This window comes from Xanthomonas sp. JL1, assembly GCF_038405005.1.
The window spans coordinates 21,513-41,347 of sequence record NZ_JBBYGR010000029.1 but is presented as its reverse complement, the minus strand read 5'-3'; the positions used below and the strand labels follow the sequence as shown (position 1 = coordinate 41,347).

Below are 19,835 nucleotides of genomic sequence, written 5' to 3'. Positions count from 1 at the left end.
CAACGTGGTGTTGTCCAACCTAAAGCGTTCGCTGGACGGTGCCTAGCACGCCTTCAAATTCGCCAAATACGCCCAGCGCTACCTGGCAGAGACGATGTGGCGGTTCAACCGCCGTTTCGATCTGACCCGGCTGGTGCCMAGCTTGCTGGCCGCCGCAGCCGCCAGCAAGCCGTGGTCCGAGCGGGCCCTGCGTGATGTCACCATGTTCACCGCTGAAAGTGCGTGCTAATCAGGAAAGGGTTTGTGGAAGCCCAATAACACCGCGAACAACCAGCCGAACACGCCATCGGTCTGTGGCCGCACGAAGCTGTAGCGCAAGGGCAATACCACAAAACACCCCACGCAGATCAGCTGCGCGCTGAGCAGGCGCAGCGCATGCGTGTCCAGCTCGCGGCGAGTGCGGCAAACGAAAAGCGACGCTGCGTAAAACAGATCGATCGACCAGTACGGCACGATGGTCCACGGCCAGAACGGCATGCCGTGCGCCCAGCCGAACACCACCGATGGCACCTGCGTTGCCCGCCCGTCCAGCGTATTGGCCAGTCCATAGCTGAGGAAGAAAAACGGCCCCAGCAACGCCAGCCACAGCGCGGCACGGCCGAACGGGCGCGCAGCTGGGCTCATGCGTCGATCCGCTGCGCCATCGACACGGTGAAAATGCCGAACGCATCGATGCGCTGCGCCACCTTGCGAAAGCCCGCTGCCTCAACCAACGCATCCATTTCCTGCTGGCGACGCCGACGCATCACCCAGGCCACACCATCGCGATGGCTGGTCAGCGCACGCGCAATGAATTCCAGCTGCGGATGCCAGGGCTGCCCGGTGTAGAGCAGGTAGCCACCCGGCTGCACTGCTGCTGCAAGACCGGCCAGCGAACGTGCGATCTGGTCGTTGTCGGCAAACAGTTCGTACAGGCCCGATACCACCGCCAACGTCGGTGCCGGCTGTACTGCTGCCAATGCATCGGGGTCGAATGCATCGCCTTGTTCGAAGCGGGCGCTATCGCCTGCGCCCAACGTCTGGATCAGCGCGGTGCCCTGGGTCACGTTGAGCAGGCTGAAATCGCGCAGCATGATCGCATCGGCACGCTGCGCACCGCTGCCCAGCGCTTTGAGCACATAGCGCCCGTGCCCGGCGGCGGCATCCAGCACGCGCACCGGCTTGCCAGCGCCACGCAAGCGTGCCGCCGCATCACGCAGCAACTCGCCCAGATGGCTGCCGCGGATGCGGATGCAGCGCCAACCGATCGCGTTGAGATAATTGCGGTCGATCATGCGGCCCAGCGGCCCGCGACCACGGGCCTGGTTGCGGTAGATGTAATCCAGCGCGCTGCCGGAATCGAAACCGGTCTGCAAACCCAGTGCGATGCCCTCGGAGAGCCTGCCGCCCAGGCGCAGACCGGCGCGTACACCACGCCAGCGCAGATCCTGCAGGCTGTTGCGCTGCGGCGGCCAGGCCAGCCGCTCGGCCTCTTCGAAACTTGGGCCGGCACGGTGCGCATCGCGTAACGCGGCACGCACCGGCGGCTGCGCAAAACGCGCTTGCACAAACTGGCGGATCTGCGTAATCGCAATCGCACGATCGCGCTCGCCCAGGGTGTCGTGGAAAAACCCCGGCAACCAAAGCCGCTGCGTGATCGGCGAGCGCAGGTTTTCGTAGAAGCGGTCCTGCGGGCCGGATGCACCACAGAATCGGCGCCGGAGACCCGCAATTGGGTCGGCACGGTGATGGCCTGCGCATCCTCCACTACACGATCGGCCGCTGCATACCGGCCCAGCAACACACGGACCGAAATCGGGGCGGTGATCAGCGGATCGCGGCGATCGCTTTCCACGCGCGCCGGATCGTGCGTCAACCACTGCGGCTTGACGTAACTATTGACGAAAAAGTTGCCGCGCAGCGCATGCAGTAGCGCCAGCCCGGCGCGTGCGAACGGCACCTACAATGTCACCTTGAACGCGGGCGATGCCAGCACCAAGGCGCGCAGCGGTGGGGCGTAATAGTGCACCCAGGTGGCGGCCACCACCGCGCCCACACTCTGCGCAATGACCACCATGTCCTGCACCGCAATGCCGTGGGTGGCGCCGAGGTGTGCGATAAAGCCGTCCAGATCGCGCACCAGTGCTTCGAAGCCCGGCGCATCGCCGCGCACGCCGGGCGAGCGGCCGTTGCCGCGTGCGTCCCAGGCGAAGAACTGCGCGTCGGGCATGTCGAGTTCTTCGGCCGATGCATCCCCGGCCGAAGTGCTCATGGCCGCGATGCAGCACCACCACCGCCTTGGGCGTGCCGGTAGTCGCGGCATCGTGCAGCGGCCAATGCCGTTAAAACAGCGGCGCACCATCGAAACTGACGAACTCGCGCTCTAGTACTGTGCGCATTGAAGCATCCTGAAAACGTCGAAAGAGGTTGAATCGCAAAGGTCACCCGAGAGCGGCGCGCCCAGCGGCGGCGCTGCGGGATGTACCGCTAGGCGCCTGCGGGCGCCTCGGCCAGGCCGGCCCGCACGCGCCGCCCCACCGTGGCCATGCAGGCCAGACTCAGCACGATGGCCACCCAGGTGACCCCGCGAGCGCCCAGCAGCCCGCTGGCCAGGCCTACGCCCAGCACGCCGATGACGAAGGCGCGGTCGCGCTTGCCCATCGGCCCGTCGTAACGGCGGCTGGCGCCAACCATCAGGCCGAGCACGCCGGCGTATTCGGTGAGCGCGGCCAGCAGCGCGAAGACCCACAGCCAGTGCGCGCTCACACCGGGCACGCCCAGCAGGCTCAAGTACAGCGCCGCATCGGCCACCACATCGCAAAGTTTCGTTGAGGTAGGCGCCCAGCCGCGATTGCTGACCGAACTCGCGCGCCAACATGCCGTCTACCGCATTGAGCGCCATACGCACCAGCATCCACACCGGCAGCAACAGATACAGCAGCGGCCAGCTGGGGCCGCCGCGCAATACCACGGTCGCCACCATCAACGACACCGCCGCCGCAATGAGCCTGACCTGGTTGGCGGTGATGCCGCCACGAGACAGCGCGCCCACCATCGGCCGCAGCAGCGCCTGAAAGCGTCCTGTCAGAGCATGGATCGAGACCATACGGGGTGTTGAGTCCATTCGAGCGCTGGCGCAGCCTACAATATCGGCTGATCCGCAACGACATCCCCCACCGATGGCTTCTGATTTCCTGCCCGTGCGCCGGGCCCTGCTCTCCGTTTCCGACAAGACCGGCCTGATCGATCTGGCCCGCGCGCTGGTGGCGCGCAACGTCGAGCTGCTGTCCACCGGCGGCACCGCCAAGGCGATCCGCGAGGCTGGCCTGCCGGTGAAAGACGTCGCCGAGCTCACCGGCTTCCCGGAAATGATGGACGGCCGCGTCAAGACCCTGCACCCGCTGGTGCACGGCGGCCTGCTGGGACGTGCAGGCATCGATGAAGCAGTGATGGCCGAACACGGCATCGCGCCGATCGACCTGCTGGTGCTGAACCTGTATCCATTCGAATCGGTCACGGTCAAAACCGATTGCACGCTGGCCGACGCGGTGGAAAACATCGACATCGGCGGCCCGGCAATGTTGCGCAGCGCCGCCAAGAATTTCGCGCGCGTGGCTGTGGCCACCGACCCGGCGCAGTACGCCGACCTGCTGGCCGAACTGGAGGCCAACAACGGCCAGCTGTCGGCGGCCAAGCGCTTTGCGCTGTCGGTGGCGGCGTTCAATCGCGTGGCGCAGTACGACGCGGCGATCAGCAACTATCTCTCGGCGGTGGCCGACAGCGCCGAAACCGTGCCCACGCGCAACCCATTCCCGGCCCAGATCAATTCCAACTTCGTCAAGGTGATGGACCTGCGCTACGGCGAAAACCCGCACCAGTCCGGCGCGTTCTACCGCGACCTGTATCCGGTACCAGGCACGCTGGCCACCTTCCAGCAGTTGCAGGGCAAGGAGCTCAGCTACAACAACCTGGCCGATGCCGATGCGGCGTGGGAATGCGTGCGCCAGTTCGATGCGCCGGCCTGCGTGATCGTCAAGCACGCCAACCCCTGCGGCGTGGCGGTAGGCGCGGGCTGCGGCGATGCCTATGAACTGGCCTATGCCACCGACCCCACCAGCGCCTTCGGCGGCATCCTGGCCTTCAACAAAACGCTCGATGCAGCCACTGCCAAAGCCATTCTGGATCGTCAGTTCGTCGAAGTGCTGATCGCGCCCGACTACGACGCCGGCGCGCTGGACTACGCCACCAAGAAGGCCAACGTGCGCGTGCTCAAGATTCCGCACGGTAATGGCCTCAACAACTACGACACCAAGCGGATCGGCTCGGGCCTGCTGATGCAGTCGGCCGACAACCGCGGCATGTCGCTGGGCGAATTGAGCGTGGTCACCCAGCGTGCGCCCAGCGAGGCGGAACTGGGCGATCTGCTGTTCGCCTGGCGCGTGGCCAAGTACGTCAAATCCAACGCCATTGTCTATGCCAAGGACAGCCGCACCATTGGTGTCGGCGCCGGGCAGATGAGCCGCGTGGTCAGCGCCAAGATCGCCGCGCTCAAGGCCGAAGAAGCCAAGCTCACGGTGGTCGGCTCGGTGATGGCGTCCGATGCGTTCTTCCCGTTCCGCGATGGTATCGACGCGGCGGCTTCCGCCGGTATCCAGGCAGTGATTCAACCGGGTGGTTCGATGCGCGATGGCGAAGTGATCGCCGCTGCCGACGAACACGGTATCGCGATGGTGTTCACCGGCGTGCGCCATTTCCGGCATTGATACAGGCATACACGCGCAGGTACTTCATGTTGGAGCGGGAGACGGACTGATGGCAAACGAATTGATCGCGCGGAAAGTGGCGAGAATTGAGTATTTAAAGATACAAAATTTTCGAGCGATTCGTGATCTTGAACTCAGGGATATCACTCCGCTAACGGTCCTTTTGGGGCCTAATGGTAGCGGCAAGTCAACAGTTTTCGATGTGTTTGCATTCTTGGCCGAGTGCTTTGAGCTTGGCTTGCGGCGAGCATGGGACAAACGTGGCAGAGCTAGGGAGCTAAAAACGCGCGGCAGCGAAGGCCCGATTACAATTGAGATTAAGTACCGCGAACCTGGCTATCCATTAATCACTTACCACCTATCGGTGGATGAACGAAACAGTTCCCCAGTAGTCATTGAGGAGTGGCTACAGTGGCGGCGCAGTGAGCGAGGCAGACCATTTCGCTTTCTGGAGTATCGAGAAGGAATTGGCAAAGCCGCTAGTGGCGAGCGTCCTGATGATCAGGACAAACGTATTGACACACCGCTAAAATCCGCAGATCTTTTAGCCGTCAATGCGCTAGGCCAGTTCGCAGAGCACCCGCGAGTTGCAGCGTTACGAGACTTCATTACCGGTTGGTATGTTTCTTACCTGTCAGCAGACAGTTCGCGTGGCCAGCCTGAAGCCGGCCCACAGGACAGACTCAGTAGAACTGGTGACAATCTAGCCAATGTCATCCAATTTCTGGCTGAACAACATCCGAATCGCCTTGAAGACGTATTCTCGGCGCTGAGAGAGCGCATACCAAGAGTTGAACGCGTTCTTGCTGAAACGATGCCTGACGGACGCCTTCTCCTTCAAATCAAGGACGCCCCCTTCAGCCATCCTGTACTTGCTAGATTTGCGTCGGATGGCACGCTGAAAATGCTAGCGTATCTCGTCCTTCTTTATGATCCCGCACCTCCGCCTTTCATTGGCATCGAAGAGCCAGAAAACTTTCTCCATCCAAGACTACTGCCAGAGCTAGCGGAAGAGTGCAGAAAATCTAGTGCCCAGACTCAGTTGCTCGTCACGAGTCACTCCCCATTTTTTCTAAACTCTCTTCGCCCCGAGGAAGTCCGCGTCCTTTGGAGGGATGATCAGGGCTACACGCAGACTCGTCGAGCAGCGGACCTTCTAGGAATACGCGAATTCATAAAACATGGAGCATTACTTGGCCATCTATGGATGGAGGGCCAGCTTGGCGTTGGAGATCCCCTAACCAATCAAGGTGCGCCGGCGAGCCCGCTTCCGGAGAAGACTTGATGGGCGCAAATCATTTAGAAATTCTCGTGGAAGAGCCTTCCATGGAGAATTTTCTACACGCGCTTCTCCCGCGCATGATTCCAGCTGACAAGACGTATGCAATTAAGACCTTCCAAGGAAAATCTGACTTATTAGCTAAGGCCGAAGCGCGCCTAAGGGGATACGCAAACTACATCCCGGAAGACTGGCGGATTATTATCGTAGTTGATAGAGACGAGGATGACTGCAAAGAGCTGCGAAGCAATTTAGAAAAAATTGCAAAAGAATCTGGCCTGATCTCCAAGTCAACTGGAAGCGCCCAATGGAATTTCGTGACACGCATCGTCGTTGAAGAATTAGAAGCTTGGTACTTCGGCGATTGGCAAGCAGTCAAAGCAGTTTTCCCACGCGTAGCCTCGACTGTTGATAAGCAGAAGGCTTATCGGAAACCAGACAGCATCAGGGGCGGCACCTGGGAAGCATTCGAGCGAATCATGAAACGATATGGCTACTTTGCAGAAGGACTACCCAAGATCAATGCAGCGCGACTGATTGGTGCAAAGATCGACCCTGGCCGCAATATATCCGAGAGCTTCAACGCGTTTATAGGCGCTGTGCGCAGTGCGATTGACTGAACAATATTGAGTTATAAATTATGAAAATTCTCGTCATCGGCTCCGGCGGCCGCGAACACGCCCTGGCCTGGAAGATCGCGCAATCGGCGCACGTGAGCGAAGTGTTGGTCGCACCGGGCAATGCCGGCACCGCCACCGAAGCCAAGTGCCACAATGTGGCGGTCAAGGTCAATGATCTGGAAGGCCTGCTCGCGCTGGCGCAGCGCGAAGCCGTTGCGCTCACCGTGGTCGGCCCGGAAGTACCGCTGGTGCTGGGCGTGGTCGACCGCTTCCATGCGGCCGGCCTGCGCATCTTCGGGCCCACCGCCAAGGCCGCGCAGCTGGAAGGCAGCAAGGCCTTCGCCAAGGATTTCCTTGCCCGCCATGGCATTCCCACCGCGTATTACGCGGTGCATACGGACGTGGACGCCGCGCTTGCCTATGTGCGCGAGAAAGGCGCACCGATCGTGGTCAAGGCCGATGGCCTGGCCGCCGGCAAGGGCGTGATCGTGGCAACGACCTTGGCCGAAGCCGAAGACGCGGTGCGCGACATGCTGTCGGGCAATGCGTTCGGCGACGCCGGCGCACGCGTGGTCATCGAAGAATTTCTCGACGGCGAAGAAGCCAGCTTCATCTCGATGGTCGATGGCACCCACGCCTTGCCGATGGCCACCAGCCAGGACCACAAGCGTGTCGGCGACGGCGACACCGGCCCAAACACCGGCGGCATGGGCGCCTATTCGCCGGCCCCGGTCGTCACACCCGAGGTGCATGCGCGGGTAATGCGCGAGGTGGTCGAGCCGACCGTGCAGGGCATGATTGCCGACGGCGTGCCGTTCACCGGGTTTCTCTATGCCGGGCTGATGATCGATGCGCATGGCGCGCCCAAGGTGATCGAATTCAACGTGCGCTTCGGCGACCCGGAAACCCAGCCTGTGATGCTGCGGCTGCAGTCGGACCTGGTCGATCTGCTCAACGCAGCCATCGACGGCAAGCTCGACAGCGCGCAGGCGCAGTGGGATCCGCGCCCGTCGCTGGGGGTGGTCATCGCCGCCAAGCCCTACCCGGAAACCCCGGTCACCGGCGAAGTCATCACCGGCCTGGATGCGGTGCCGGCCAGCGCCAAGGTGTTCCACGCCGGCACGGCGTTGAACGCCGCCGGCGAAGTGGTCAGCGCCGGTGGTCGCGTGCTGTGCGTGGCGGCCTTGGGCGACAGCGTGCACGACGCCCAGCGCACCGCCTACGCCGGCCTGCAGCCGATCCACTGGCCCAGCGCGTTCCAGCGCAGCGATATCGGCTGGCGTGCGATTGCCCGCGAGCGCGACCAGTAAGTGGGAAACCTCTTCACTGAAACAAATTCAACCCTGGCTGATCGACCCTCACCTGGTACCGGCTGGCAGGAGACTACAAGTGGTCCGGATGCGTCGAATAGACCACCATGCATCTGTTTTCATAACAACCAATTACGCGCGGAGCCCGCAGCATGAAGATTGAATCAATCCGGCTAAGGAACTTCAAGGCATTCCGCGATGTGCACTTGAAGGACATGCCTTCGTTTCTCGTCGTCGTTGGCGCCAATGGATCGGGCAAGAGCACGTTGTTCGATGTATTTGGCTTTCTCCATGACTGCCTCAAGGGAAACGTCCGGCAAGCACTGGACAAGCGGGGACGATTCCGGGAGGTTCTCAGCCGCGGGTGTGATCCTACAGTTGATTCCATTCTGATCGAACTCCAATACCGAATGGAAATAACTGGCGTAGAGCGGCTGGTGACCTACTCAATCGAGATTGGCGAAGAGAATGGCGCTCCCATCGTGCAAAGCGAGCTATTACGCTACAAACGTGGGCGCTATGGCAGCCCCTATCATTTCTTGAATTTTTCCAAAGGTGTAGGTTATGCAATCACCAACGAAGAGGACTTCAAGAAACCCGACGAGGAACTGGACAGAGAGAGTCAAAAAGTCGCTCCTGATACGCTAGCGATCAAAGGACTGGGACAATTCGAGCGTTTCAAGGCTGCCAACGCCTTCCGACAATTAATCGAGAACTGGCACGTCTCTGATTTTCACATCAATGCGGCGAGAGGGCGCAAGGAAGCCACCGGTGATTCTGAACACTTGTCGGAAAGCGGCGACAACTTACCGCTAGTTGCTCAATACATGAATGAACGCCATCAGCAAGTATTTCGGCGCATCCTCGACATCATGGCGCGACGCGTTCCCGGAGTGGCCTCAGTTGAACCTAAACTAATGGACGATGGTTATCTGACCCTACGGTTCCAGGACGGTTCGTTCAAGACACCTTTCCTTGACCGATATGTTTCTGACGGCACGATCAAGATGTTCGCCTACTTGGTACTTCTTTACGACCCCTCTCCTCATCCGCTACTTTGCGTCGAAGAACCGGAAAACCAACTTTACCCGCAACTCATGACCGAACTTGCGGAAGAATTCCGCATGTATGCTGCACGTGGTCAGATCGTCCCTCCGACTGAGCCTGACTGAGGCAATAGCTCCATCAACCATGCGAGCTCCTCTTCGTTGAATGCCGGGAAATCATCCGCTGCCCCTGCGAAGGGGGCCGCATCTTGTTCCCACATCACGGTGCTGGACGCTGCCAGGTCGGCAGCGATGGGCGTACCAGGATCCGGGAGGCCGCCCCCGATCCTGGTACGCTGGCGTTTTACCCTCCAGCTGAGGGGCAAATGCAGCGCATCGCGCTGTTCGGGAACGCGCACCTCGAAAGATTGCTGTGCGGAGGGGCCGGTGACAGCACGATCCGATCGGGACCGTTTACGGCTGCTTGCCCGCGTCTGATCTCCCTCGTGCATTGGGCTGGGCGCATCAAGGTCACGCTCCAGCGAATCGGCGAATGCATGCAAAGACGCCTGATCCGGCGTTTGAGCTGAAGTAGGGGACGGTTTGGCCCTTTTCATCCCTGATGCCTGGAGGATACGGTCCCAACGCTGCGAGGCTGGGGGGAGCGTTCCGCAGCGGGCTTCGAGTTCGGTGACGCCCACTCTGCGAAAGAGCTGTACCAACCCGTTCCTGCTCATCCCGAACTGCGTCATGGCGTCATCGAATGCTTGCGCTGGGTGGGAGTGGCTCTGGAAAAAACCAAGCACGCGCACCACGTGCGCGAGGTCGGCAACGCGATGGGACGTGCGTTCGGGAATACGGCGATTGATTCTTCTGATCAATTCCGGCGCGTGCGGCAATCCCTTTTTCACTGCATCCAGGGCAGGACGTCCGCCGAGGCAGGCCAAGGCGACGAGGTGATCGTTGGTCAACGCGGCCAACGCCGGATCAGGGCGAGATAACTGGGCAACAATGCTCTCCAGCGCCTGCTTGCCGCCGCCATTGCTGGCGATGGCCACGACCTGGTCCGGGGTCAGGCCATGGTCCTGGCACAGCACCGGCAACAGCCGTTGCACCGTCTCCAGCGCCTGCTTGCCGCCGCCATGGCTGGCGATGGCCACGACCTGGTCCGGGGTCAGGCCATGGTCCTGGCACAGCACCGGCAACAGCCGCTGCACCGTCTCCAGCGCCTGCTTGCCGCCATCGTGGCTGGCGATGGCCACGACCTGGGCCGGGGTCAGGCCATGGTCCTGGCACAGCACCAGCAACAGCCGCTGCACCGTCTCCAGCGCCTGCTTGCCGCCAATATTGCTGGCGATGGCCACCACTTGGTTCGGGGTCAGGCCATGGTCCTGGCACAGCACCGGCAACAGCCGCTGCACCGTCTCCAGCGCCTGCTTGCCGCCATCGTGGCTGGCGATGGCCACGACCTGGTCCGGGGTCAGGCCATGGTCCTGGCACAGCACCGGCAACAGCCGCTGCACCGTCTCCAGCGCCTGCTTGCTGCCGTCATTGCTGGCAATGGCCACCACCTGGTCCAGGGTCAGGCCATGGTCCTGGCACAGCACCGGCAACAGCCGCTGCAGCGTCTCCAGCGCCTGCTTGCCGCCGTTATTGCTGGCGATGGCCACGACCTGGTCCGGGGTCAGGCCATGGTCCTGGCACAGCACCGGCAACAGCCGCTGCACCGTCTCCAGCGCCTGCTTGCCGCCATCGTGGCTGGCGATGGCCACGACCTGGTCCGGGGTCAGGCCATGGTCCTGGCACAGCACCGGCAACAGCCGCTGCAGCGTCTCCAGCGCCTGCTTGCCGCCGTTATTGCTGGCGATGGCCACGACCTGGTCCGGGGTCAGGCCATGGTCCTGGCACAGCACCGGCAACAGCCGCTGCACCGTCTCCAGCGCCTGCTTGCCGCCAATATTACTGGCGATGGCCATCACCTGCGCCGGGGTCAGGCCATGGGCCTGGCACAGCACCGGCAACAGCCGCTGCACCGTCTCCAGCGCCTGCTTGCCGCCAATATTGCTGGCGATGGCCACCACCTGCGCCAGGGTCAGGCCATGGGCCTGGCACAGCACCGGCAACAGCCGCTGCACCGTCTCCAGCGCCTGCTTGCTGCCGCCATGGCTGGCGATGGCCACCACCTGGTCCGGGGTCAGGCCATGGTCCTGGCACAGCACCGGCAACAGCCGCTGCACCGTCTCCAGCGCCTGCTTGCCGCCACTGCTGGCGATGGCCACCACCTGCGCCGGGGTCAGGCCATGGGCCTGGCACAGCACCGGCAACAGCCGCTGCACCGTCTCCAGCGCCTGCTTGCCGCCATCGTGGCTGGCGATGGCCACCACCTGGTCCGGGGTCAGGCCATGGGCCTGGCACAGCACCGGCAACAGCCGCTGCACCGTCTCCAGCGCCTGCTTGCCGCCGCCATTGCTGGCGATGGCCACGACCTGGTCCGGGGTCAGGCCATGGGCCTGGCACAGCACCGGCAACAGCCGCTGCACCGTCTCCAGCGCCTGCTTGCCGCCATTGCTGGCGATGGCCACCACCTGGTCCGGGGTCAGGCCATGGTCCTGGCACAGCACCGGCAACAGCCGTTGCACCGTCTCCAGCGCCTGCTTGCCGCCGCCATTGCTGGCGATGGCCACCGCCTGCGCCGGGGTCAGGCCATGGTCCTGGCACAGCACCGGCAACAGCCGCTGCACCGTCTCCAGCGCCTGCTTGCCGCCATCGTGGCTGGCGATGGCCACGACCTGGTCCGGGGTCAGGCCATGGTCCTGGCACAGCACCGGCAACAGCCGCTGCACCGTCTCCAGCGCCTGCTTGCCGCCATCGTGGCTGGCGATGGCCACGACCTGGTCCGGGGTCAGGCCATGGTCCTGGCACAGCACCGGCAACAGCCGCTGCACCGTCTCCAGCGCCTGATTGCCGCCATCGTGGCTGGCGATGGCCACCACTTGTGCCGGGGTCAGGTTCAGGGGGGCACCCGTCAGTGCATTGCGCCATGCATGCACTGCCTTCACTGCGGTCACGCCGCCACGTTTTGCAATCTTGAGAAGTTGGCCTGTGTCCAACTGTAACGGCGGACCTCTCAACTCCCCCGCCTCCGTGAGCAAGGCCTCCAGGGCGCGTGCGCCGGACCACTGTTTGCCGACGCCAACGATGTCTTCGTGTGTCGCCTCTGGCAACGCCCTGATTATGTCCTGATACGTGACAGCAACGGTCCCTAACGCTGCCGGGTGTTGGCTGAGCGCAACGATGTGCGCGTGTGTAAACCCATGACCCACCAGTGCCTCGTGGTGCCGCGCCACTGTCGAACGCACCTTCGGTTTGATCTTCTCTTGCTGCTGCTGACTGTAGCCGAGCGTGCGTAGATCCACCTGCGCGGCCGGCGAAGCGTCGGAGGGTTGCGCCGCACGCCGTCGCGGGGCCGGCTTGGCGCGCGGCGGCCGCGCGGCAGTGACAGCGACACGCACGGTGGGTGGCGGGTCATCGGCTGCACGCAGACCCGATTGCGCCTCATCCCATTCTGCTGGGGCAGCCGCTGTATGCGGCGTGCCGACGGCAGGCATCGAATCAAGAAGCGATGTATCAAGAAGCGACGGATCGAACTGACGGAGCAGATCGCTGAAGCTGCCCGCCGAGAACGCAGGCGAGGGCGCAGGGGGAGATGGCAGCCGGGTCCGGGACATCGTCCGCCGAGCGGGCAAGCCATCCAGGGGGCCGCCAGCAGGCGGAGCCCCCCCCCGATCTGCAGTCGGCTGAACCCTATCCGGTTGGGGTCCGGGCAGAAGCTCGCGGGCAGGACTTGGCGTGCGCGAACGAATGGGATCCATCGGTCAGGTGCTGGTATCTACTCACTCGCCTGATTTCCTGAATTCTGCCGAGCTCGACGAGGCGTGCTGGCTGGTAAAGCGAAATGGGTGCACCGAAGTTCATCGCGCGCGCGATAACCAACAAATTTCCAGCTATGTCAAGGAGGGCGACCAACTTGGTTATCTGTGGAAACAGGGATTCTTCGACGGAGTCGATCCGCAATGAGGGAACTTGTATTTCTTCTGGAGGAGCATTCCGCTCGAGCCATGTTGGAAAGCTTACTACCTCGGATCTTGTCAAATGACATCCAATATCGGCTTATCGCTTTCGAAGGCAAGCAAGACTTGGAAAAACAACTAGAACGTCGTATCCGCGGTTATCAGAATTCATTAGCTCGATTCGTCATACTGAGAGATCTGGACAGCCATCCCGACTGTCGAGCGGTCAAAAAAAATCTACTGGGAATTTGCAGACTTTCTGGAAAGATTCAATTCTGCCTTGTGAGAATCGCGTGCACCGAGCTTGAGACTTTCTACCTCGCAGACCTCGCGGCGGTCGGCATGGCTCTACAGATGAGCAGGCTTGCCTCTCACCAGAACAATCGCAAGTTCCGATCCCCAGATGCTATTGGCAATCCAAGTAAAGAGCTTAAGTTAATAACAGGTAACCGGTATCAAAAGGTGGCTGGCTCGCGGGAGATCGGAAAGTACCTTCAATTGGACAATGCTCGCTCTGCAAGCTTTCGCAACCTGGTGACGGGCGTCAGACGAATGGAAACGGAACTGCTGGCTATTCCGGTATGAAAATAGGCCGTCATTTGATAGGTGCCGTCTCCAAACTGCGACCGATCCACAGAGCCAGCACCTTCCATCGCAGCGACATCGGCTGGCCCGCGAGCGCTCCGCAAAAGCCTGAGCATGTGCGGAGCACGGCGGCGAGCCGCCCTACCGACAAAAAACTAGCCCCCACCCACGCCAGCGGCGCGTGGCTGCGGCAATAATGCCCGGGCACCCTCCCCTGTAGAGACTGTGGCCACTCCCTCCTTCGAAACCCGCTTAAGCCGCCTGTGGGCCCATGAAAAAGCCAGCTATGGTCTGCGTGTGTTCATCGCGCTGGCGGTGGCGATGGGCGTGTGCTGGCACTGGCAGCAACTCACCGCGGTACCGGCGCTGTTCCTCGGCGCGATCGCCAGCGCCATCGCCGAGACCGACGACAACTGGCTGGGCCGCATCAAATCGGTACTGCTCTCGCTGCTGTGTTTTGCCGCCGCTGCGACTGCGGTGGTGCTGCTGTTTCCGTATCCGCTGCCGTTCGTGATCGGCATGGCGTTGGCGACTTTTTCGTTGACCCTGCTCGGCGCACTGGGCGAGCGCTATGCCTCCATCTCGCAGGCCACGGTGGCCTTGTCGATCTACGCCATGATCGGCATGGACCAGCACGGCAGCCACCATCCGTCGATCGCCTGGCACGGCGCGGCGCTGCTGCTGATCGGGGCCACCTGGTACGGCGTGCTGTCGATCCTGTGGACCATCCTGTTCGCCAATCGTCCGGTCCGCGAGCGGCTGTCGCGGCTGTTTTTCGAGTTGGGCCGCTACCTCAAGCTCAAGGCCGATCTGTTCGAACCGGTGCGGCAGAGCGACCTGCATGTACGCCGGCTGGCGTTGGCCGAGCAGAACGCCAAGGTGGTCGGCGCGCTCAATGCGGCCAAGACCGCGATCATGAGCCGCTTCGGCCGCTCGGGGCGGCCGGGCGTGCAATCCGGCCTGTATTTCCGGCTGTATTACATGGCGCAGGAATTCCATGAGCGCGCCAGTTCCTCGCACTATCCGTACGAAGCCCTGACCGACGCGTTCTTCCACAGCGATGTGCTGTATCGCTGCCAGCGCCTGCTCGCGTTGCAAGGCAAGGCGTGCGCGGCACTGGGCGAGGCGATCCGCCTGCGCCATCCGTTCGATTATGGCGACAACAGCCGCCTGGCCACCGAAGACCTGCGCCAATCGCTGGATTATCTGCACGCACGTGCCGACCCCGCATTGACGCGGCTGCTCGGCGCGCTGGAGTTGCTGGTGACCAACCTGCAGAGCATCGAGCGCAGGTTGTCGGAAGTCAGATCGTCCCTCCGACTGAGCCTGACTGAGGCAATAGCTCCATCAACCATGCGAGCTCCTCTTCGTTGAATGCCGGGAAATCATCCGCTGCCCCTGCGAAGGGGGCCGCATCTTGTTCCCACATCACGGTGCTGGACGCTGCCAGGTCGGCAGCGATGGGCGTACCAGGATCCGGGAGGCCGCCCCCGATCCTGGTACGCTGGCGTTTTACCCTCCAGCTGAGGGGCAAATGCAGCGCATCGCGCTGTTCGGGAACGCGCACCTCGAAAGATTGCTGTGCGGAGGGGCCGGTGACAGCACGATCCGATCGGGACCGTTTACGGCTGCTTGCCCGCGTCTGATCTCCCTCGTGCATTGGGCTGGGCGCATCAAGGTCACGCTCCAGCGAATCGGCGAATGCATGCAAAGACGCCTGATCCGGCGTTTGAGCTGAAGTAGGGGACGGTTTGGCCCTTTTCATCCCTGATGCCTGGAGGATACGGTCCCAACGCTGCGAGGCTGGGGGGAGCGTTCCGCAGCGGGCTTCGAGTTCGGTGACGCCCACTCTGCGAAAGAGCTGTACCAACCCGTTCCTGCTCATCCCGAACTGCGTCATGGCGTCATCGAATGCTTGCGCTGGGTGGGAGTGGCTCTGGAAAAAACCAAGCACGCGCACCACGTGCGCGAGGTCGGCAACGCGATGGGACGTGCGTTCGGGAATACGGCGATTGATTCTTCTGATCAATTCCGGCGCGTGCGGCAATCCCTTTTTCACTGCATCCAGGGCAGGACGTCCGCCGAGGCAGGCCAAGGCGACGAGGTGATCGTTGGTCAACGCGGCCAACGCCGGATCAGGGCGAGATAACTGGGCAACAATGCTCTCCAGCGCCTGCTTGCCGCCGCCATTGCTGGCGATGGCCACGACCTGGTCCGGGGTCAGGCCATGGTCCTGGCACAGCACCGGCAACAGCCGTTGCACCGTCTCCAGCGCCTGCTTGCCGCCGCCATGGCTGGCGATGGCCACGACCTGGTCCGGGGTCAGGCCATGGTCCTGGCACAGCACCGGCAACAGCCGCTGCACCGTCTCCAGCGCCTGCTTGCCGCCATCGTGGCTGGCGATGGCCACGACCTGGGCCGGGGTCAGGCCATGGTCCTGGCACAGCACCAGCAACAGCCGCTGCACCGTCTCCAGCGCCTGCTTGCCGCCAATATTGCTGGCGATGGCCACCACTTGGTTCGGGGTCAGGCCATGGTCCTGGCACAGCACCGGCAACAGCCGCTGCACCGTCTCCAGCGCCTGCTTGCCGCCATCGTGGCTGGCGATGGCCACGACCTGGTCCGGGGTCAGGCCATGGTCCTGGCACAGCACCGGCAACAGCCGCTGCACCGTCTCCAGCGCCTGCTTGCTGCCGTCATTGCTGGCAATGGCCACCACCTGGTCCAGGGTCAGGCCATGGTCCTGGCACAGCACCGGCAACAGCCGCTGCAGCGTCTCCAGCGCCTGCTTGCCGCCGTTATTGCTGGCGATGGCCACGACCTGGTCCGGGGTCAGGCCATGGTCCTGGCACAGCACCGGCAACAGCCGCTGCACCGTCTCCAGCGCCTGCTTGCCGCCATCGTGGCTGGCGATGGCCACGACCTGGTCCGGGGTCAGGCCATGGTCCTGGCACAGCACCGGCAACAGCCGCTGCAGCGTCTCCAGCGCCTGCTTGCCGCCGTTATTGCTGGCGATGGCCACGACCTGGTCCGGGGTCAGGCCATGGTCCTGGCACAGCACCGGCAACAGCCGCTGCACCGTCTCCAGCGCCTGCTTGCCGCCAATATTACTGGCGATGGCCATCACCTGCGCCGGGGTCAGGCCATGGGCCTGGCACAGCACCGGCAACAGCCGCTGCACCGTCTCCAGCGCCTGCTTGCCGCCAATATTGCTGGCGATGGCCACCACCTGCGCCAGGGTCAGGCCATGGGCCTGGCACAGCACCGGCAACAGCCGCTGCACCGTCTCCAGCGCCTGCTTGCTGCCGCCATGGCTGGCGATGGCCACCACCTGGTCCGGGGTCAGGCCATGGTCCTGGCACAGCACCGGCAACAGCCGCTGCACCGTCTCCAGCGCCTGCTTGCCGCCACTGCTGGCGATGGCCACCACCTGCGCCGGGGTCAGGCCATGGGCCTGGCACAGCACCGGCAACAGCCGCTGCACCGTCTCCAGCGCCTGCTTGCCGCCATCGTGGCTGGCGATGGCCACCACCTGGTCCGGGGTCAGGCCATGGGCCTGGCACAGCACCGGCAACAGCCGCTGCACCGTCTCCAGCGCCTGCTTGCCGCCGCCATTGCTGGCGATGGCCACGACCTGGTCCGGGGTCAGGCCATGGGCCTGGCACAGCACCGGCAACAGCCGCTGCACCGTCTCCAGCGCCTGCTTGCCGCCATTGCTGGCGATGGCCACCACCTGGTCCGGGGTCAGGCCATGGTCCTGGCACAGCACCGGCAACAGCCGTTGCACCGTCTCCAGCGCCTGCTTGCCGCCGCCATTGCTGGCGATGGCCACCGCCTGCGCCGGGGTCAGGCCATGGTCCTGGCACAGCACCGGCAACAGCCGCTGCACCGTCTCCAGCGCCTGCTTGCCGCCATCGTGGCTGGCGATGGCCACGACCTGGTCCGGGGTCAGGCCATGGTCCTGGCACAGCACCGGCAACAGCCGCTGCACCGTCTCCAGCGCCTGCTTGCCGCCATCGTGGCTGGCGATGGCCACGACCTGGTCCGGGGTCAGGCCATGGTCCTGGCACAGCACCGGCAACAGCCGCTGCACCGTCTCCAGCGCCTGATTGCCGCCATCGTGGCTGGCGATGGCCACCACTTGTGCCGGGGTCAGGTTCAGGGGGGCACCCGTCAGTGCATTGCGCCATGCATGCACTGCCTTCACTGCGGTCACGCCGCCACGTTTTGCAATCTTGAGAAGTTGGCCTGTGTCCAACTGTAACGGCGGACCTCTCAACTCCCCCGCCTCCGTGAGCAAGGCCTCCAGGGCGCGTGCGCCGGACCACTGTTTGCCGACGCCAACGATGTCTTCGTGTGTCGCCTCTGGCAACGCCCTGATTATGTCCTGATACGTGACAGCAACGGTCCCTAACGCTGCCGGGTGTTGGCTGAGCGCAACGATGTGCGCGTGTGTAAACCCATGACCCACCAGTGCCTCGTGGTGCCGCGCCACTGTCGAACGCACCTTCGGTTTGATCTTCTCTTGCTGCTGCTGACTGTAGCCGAGCGTGCGTAGATCCACCTGCGCGGCCGGCGAAGCGTCGGAGGGTTGCGCCGCACGCCGTCGCGGGGCCGGCTTGGCGCGCGGCGGCCGCGCGGCAGTGACAGCGACACGCACGGTGGGTGGCGGGTCATCGGCTGCACGCAGACCCGATTGCGCCTCATCCCATTCTGCTGGGGCAGCCGCTGTATGCGGCGTGCCGACGGCAGGCATCGAATCAAGAAGCGATGTATCAAGAAGCGACGGATCGAACTGACGGAGCAGATCGCTGAAGCTGCCCGCCGAGAACGCAGGCGAGGGCGCAGGGGGAGATGGCAGCCGGGTCCGGGACATCGTCCGCCGAGCGGGCAAGCCATCCAGGGGGCCGCCAGCAGGCGGAGCCCCCCCCCGATCTGCAGTCGGCTGAACCCTATCCGGTTGGGGTCCGGGCAGAAGCTCGCGGGCAGGACTTGGCGTGCGCGAACGAATGGGATCCATCGGCGCAATCCGATTCCACCAGCGACAACCTCGACACCCGGCTGCGCGATTCCTCGCCGCATACCTTGCGCGAAATGGGCGCCCGGCTGGTGCAGCAACTCACGCCCGGCTCGGTGCTGTTCCGCCACGGCCTGCGCATGGCCATCGCGCTGCTGGTCGGCTACGCCATCATGCAATCCATCCATGCCGACAACGGGTACTGGATCCTGCTCACCACTGCGTTCGTCTGCCGGCCCAATTACGGTGCCACGCGCTTGCGGCTGGTGCAGCGCATCGCCGGCACCTTGATCGGCCTGGTCGCCACCTGGGCGCTGATGCAACTATTTCCCGGTACCGAAGTGCAATTGCTGCTAGCGTTGGCCGCTGCACTGGTGTTCTTCATCACCCGTACCGATCGCTACATGCTGGCCACCGCCGGCATCACGGTGATGGCGCTGTTCTGCTTCAACCTGCTCGGCAATGGCTTCGTGCTGATCTGGCCGCGTCTGATCGACACGCTGATCGGCTGCGCGATCGCCGCCGCTGCCTCGTTCCTGATCCTGCCGGACTGGCAGGGCCGCCGTCTCAACCAGGTGATGGCCACGGTGCTGACCAGTTGCGCGCGTTATCTCACCCAGGTGCTGGAGCAATACGCCAGCGGCATGCGCGACGATCTGCCCTACCGCATCGCGCGCCGCGACATGCACAACGCCGATGCCGCATTGTCGGTGGCGTTATCCAACATGCTGCGCGAACCCGGCCGTTATCGGCGCAATCTGGATGCGGGGTTTCGCTTCCTGGCGCTGTCCAACACCTTGCTCGGCTATCTGTCGGCACTGGGCGCGCATCGCGCCGCGCTGGAGGGCGAACACGACGCCGCCATCGCGCAGGCCGGCGAGTACCTGCAGCGCGCGCTGAGCGAGATCGCCAGCGCCGTTGGCCAACGCCAGCCGCTGCCGGTGCACGACGAAAGCGAAGAACTCGCCACCGCCGAAGCGCTGGAACAACACGCCGTGCAGTTGCCACCCAAACAACGCCTGGTGCGCGACCAGCTGGCGTTGACGCTGCGCCTGCTGCCCAAACTGCGTGCTGCAGCGTTGGCGGTGACCACGGCACCGGCGGAGAATCCGCCGCGTGTGGCGATCCACAAAGCCTAGCGCCTTGTTGTCGGCAGGCGCGGGGGCCGCGCTGACGATGCGGTATCCATGCGCAATGCGATGCCGAGTGCTGCAATCCCGGGCAAG

9 protein-coding genes and 6 pseudogenes are annotated in these 19,835 nt (G+C 63.4%); 10 read left to right on the top strand and 5 right to left on the bottom strand.

What is annotated here, in order from left to right; translation table 11 throughout:
* Positions 1–229, top strand: a pseudogene (locus tag WJW29_RS06375) (transposase); the annotation flags it as partial.
* 5 nt (positions 230–234) lie between these two features.
* On the opposite strand, the pseudogene WJW29_RS06370 reads toward WJW29_RS06375, so the two are convergent.
* From WJW29_RS06370 to WJW29_RS06360, 3 pseudogenes are all read right to left on the bottom strand, one after another.
* A pseudogene (locus tag WJW29_RS06370) lies at positions 235–624 on the bottom strand (serine/threonine protein phosphatase); the annotation flags it as partial.
* Positions 621–2,309, bottom strand: a pseudogene (locus tag WJW29_RS06365) (bifunctional alpha/beta hydrolase/class I SAM-dependent methyltransferase). The pseudogenes WJW29_RS06365 and WJW29_RS06370, both read right to left, overlap by 4 nt.
* Before the next feature lie 157 nt (positions 2,310–2,466).
* A pseudogene (locus WJW29_RS06360) lies at positions 2,467–3,085 on the bottom strand (CDP-alcohol phosphatidyltransferase family protein).
* 73 nt (positions 3,086–3,158) lie between these two features.
* On the opposite strand from WJW29_RS06360, the gene purH reads away from it, so the two are divergent.
* The 5 genes from purH (at position 3,159) to WJW29_RS06335 (ending at position 9,123) form a co-directional block, all read left to right on the top strand.
* The gene (purH, locus tag WJW29_RS06355; RefSeq protein WP_011257456.1) at positions 3,159–4,742 is read left to right on the top strand and encodes a bifunctional phosphoribosylaminoimidazolecarboxamide formyltransferase/IMP cyclohydrolase; all 1,584 of its coding nucleotides are present in this window, start codon (positions 3,159–3,161) and stop codon (positions 4,740–4,742) included.
* A gap of 49 nt (positions 4,743–4,791) precedes the next feature.
* On the top strand, positions 4,792–6,027 hold the full coding sequence (locus tag WJW29_RS06350) for an AAA family ATPase (protein WP_011257455.1): 1,236 nt from the start codon (positions 4,792–4,794) through the stop codon (positions 6,025–6,027).
* A complete protein-coding gene (locus tag WJW29_RS06345; protein WP_011407473.1) occupies positions 6,027–6,641 on the top strand; it encodes a DUF4276 family protein in 615 nt (204 codons plus the stop codon). The genes WJW29_RS06350 and WJW29_RS06345 overlap by 1 nt, the downstream gene beginning before the upstream one ends.
* A gap of 20 nt (positions 6,642–6,661) precedes the next feature.
* Positions 6,662–7,951 carry a phosphoribosylamine--glycine ligase gene (gene purD / locus WJW29_RS06340; RefSeq protein WP_011257454.1) on the top strand — a complete coding sequence of 430 codons (1,290 nt, stop codon included), beginning with the start codon at positions 6,662–6,664 and terminating at the stop codon, positions 7,949–7,951.
* A gap of 152 nt (positions 7,952–8,103) precedes the next feature.
* The gene (locus WJW29_RS06335) at positions 8,104–9,123 is read left to right on the top strand and encodes an AAA family ATPase (protein ID WP_341898611.1); all 1,020 of its coding nucleotides are present in this window, start codon (positions 8,104–8,106) and stop codon (positions 9,121–9,123) included.
* On the opposite strand, the gene avrBs3 (WJW29_RS06330) is transcribed toward WJW29_RS06335, so the two are convergent.
* Positions 9,093–12,809 (bottom strand): type III secretion system effector avirulence protein AvrBs3, encoded by a 3,717-nt coding sequence (gene avrBs3 / locus WJW29_RS06330; protein ID WP_011407860.1) that lies wholly within the window; start codon positions 12,807–12,809, stop codon positions 9,093–9,095. The genes WJW29_RS06335 and avrBs3 (WJW29_RS06330) overlap by 31 nt on opposite strands.
* Here avrBs3 (WJW29_RS06330) and WJW29_RS06325 point away from each other — a divergent pair.
* The 3 genes and pseudogenes from WJW29_RS06325 to WJW29_RS06315 all read left to right on the top strand — a co-directional run.
* Complete coding sequence (locus tag WJW29_RS06325; RefSeq protein WP_341898609.1) at positions 12,787–13,014, top strand: hypothetical protein; 228 nt, start codon at positions 12,787–12,789, stop codon at positions 13,012–13,014. The genes avrBs3 (WJW29_RS06330) and WJW29_RS06325 overlap by 23 nt on opposite strands.
* Positions 13,011–13,592 (top strand): DUF4276 family protein, encoded by a 582-nt coding sequence (locus WJW29_RS06320; RefSeq protein WP_011407472.1) that lies wholly within the window; start codon positions 13,011–13,013, stop codon positions 13,590–13,592. Before WJW29_RS06325 ends, WJW29_RS06320 begins: the two co-directional genes overlap by 4 nt.
* A 225-nt stretch (positions 13,593–13,817) precedes the next feature.
* A pseudogene (locus tag WJW29_RS06315) lies at positions 13,818–14,894 on the top strand (YccS/YhfK family membrane protein); the annotation flags it as partial.
* Position 14,895: 1 nt separating this feature from the next.
* On the opposite strand, the gene avrBs3 (WJW29_RS06310) reads toward WJW29_RS06315, so the two are convergent.
* Positions 14,896–18,612, bottom strand: coding sequence for a type III secretion system effector avirulence protein AvrBs3 (gene avrBs3 / locus WJW29_RS06310; RefSeq protein WP_011407860.1), 3,717 nt, complete (start codon positions 18,610–18,612; stop codon positions 14,896–14,898).
* Between avrBs3 (WJW29_RS06310) and WJW29_RS06305 the strand changes: the two are divergent.
* Positions 18,525–19,748, top strand: a pseudogene (locus WJW29_RS06305) (FUSC family protein); the annotation flags it as partial. The gene avrBs3 (WJW29_RS06310) and the pseudogene WJW29_RS06305 sit on opposite strands and share 88 nt — an antisense overlap.
* Positions 19,749–19,835 lie beyond the last annotated feature (87 nt).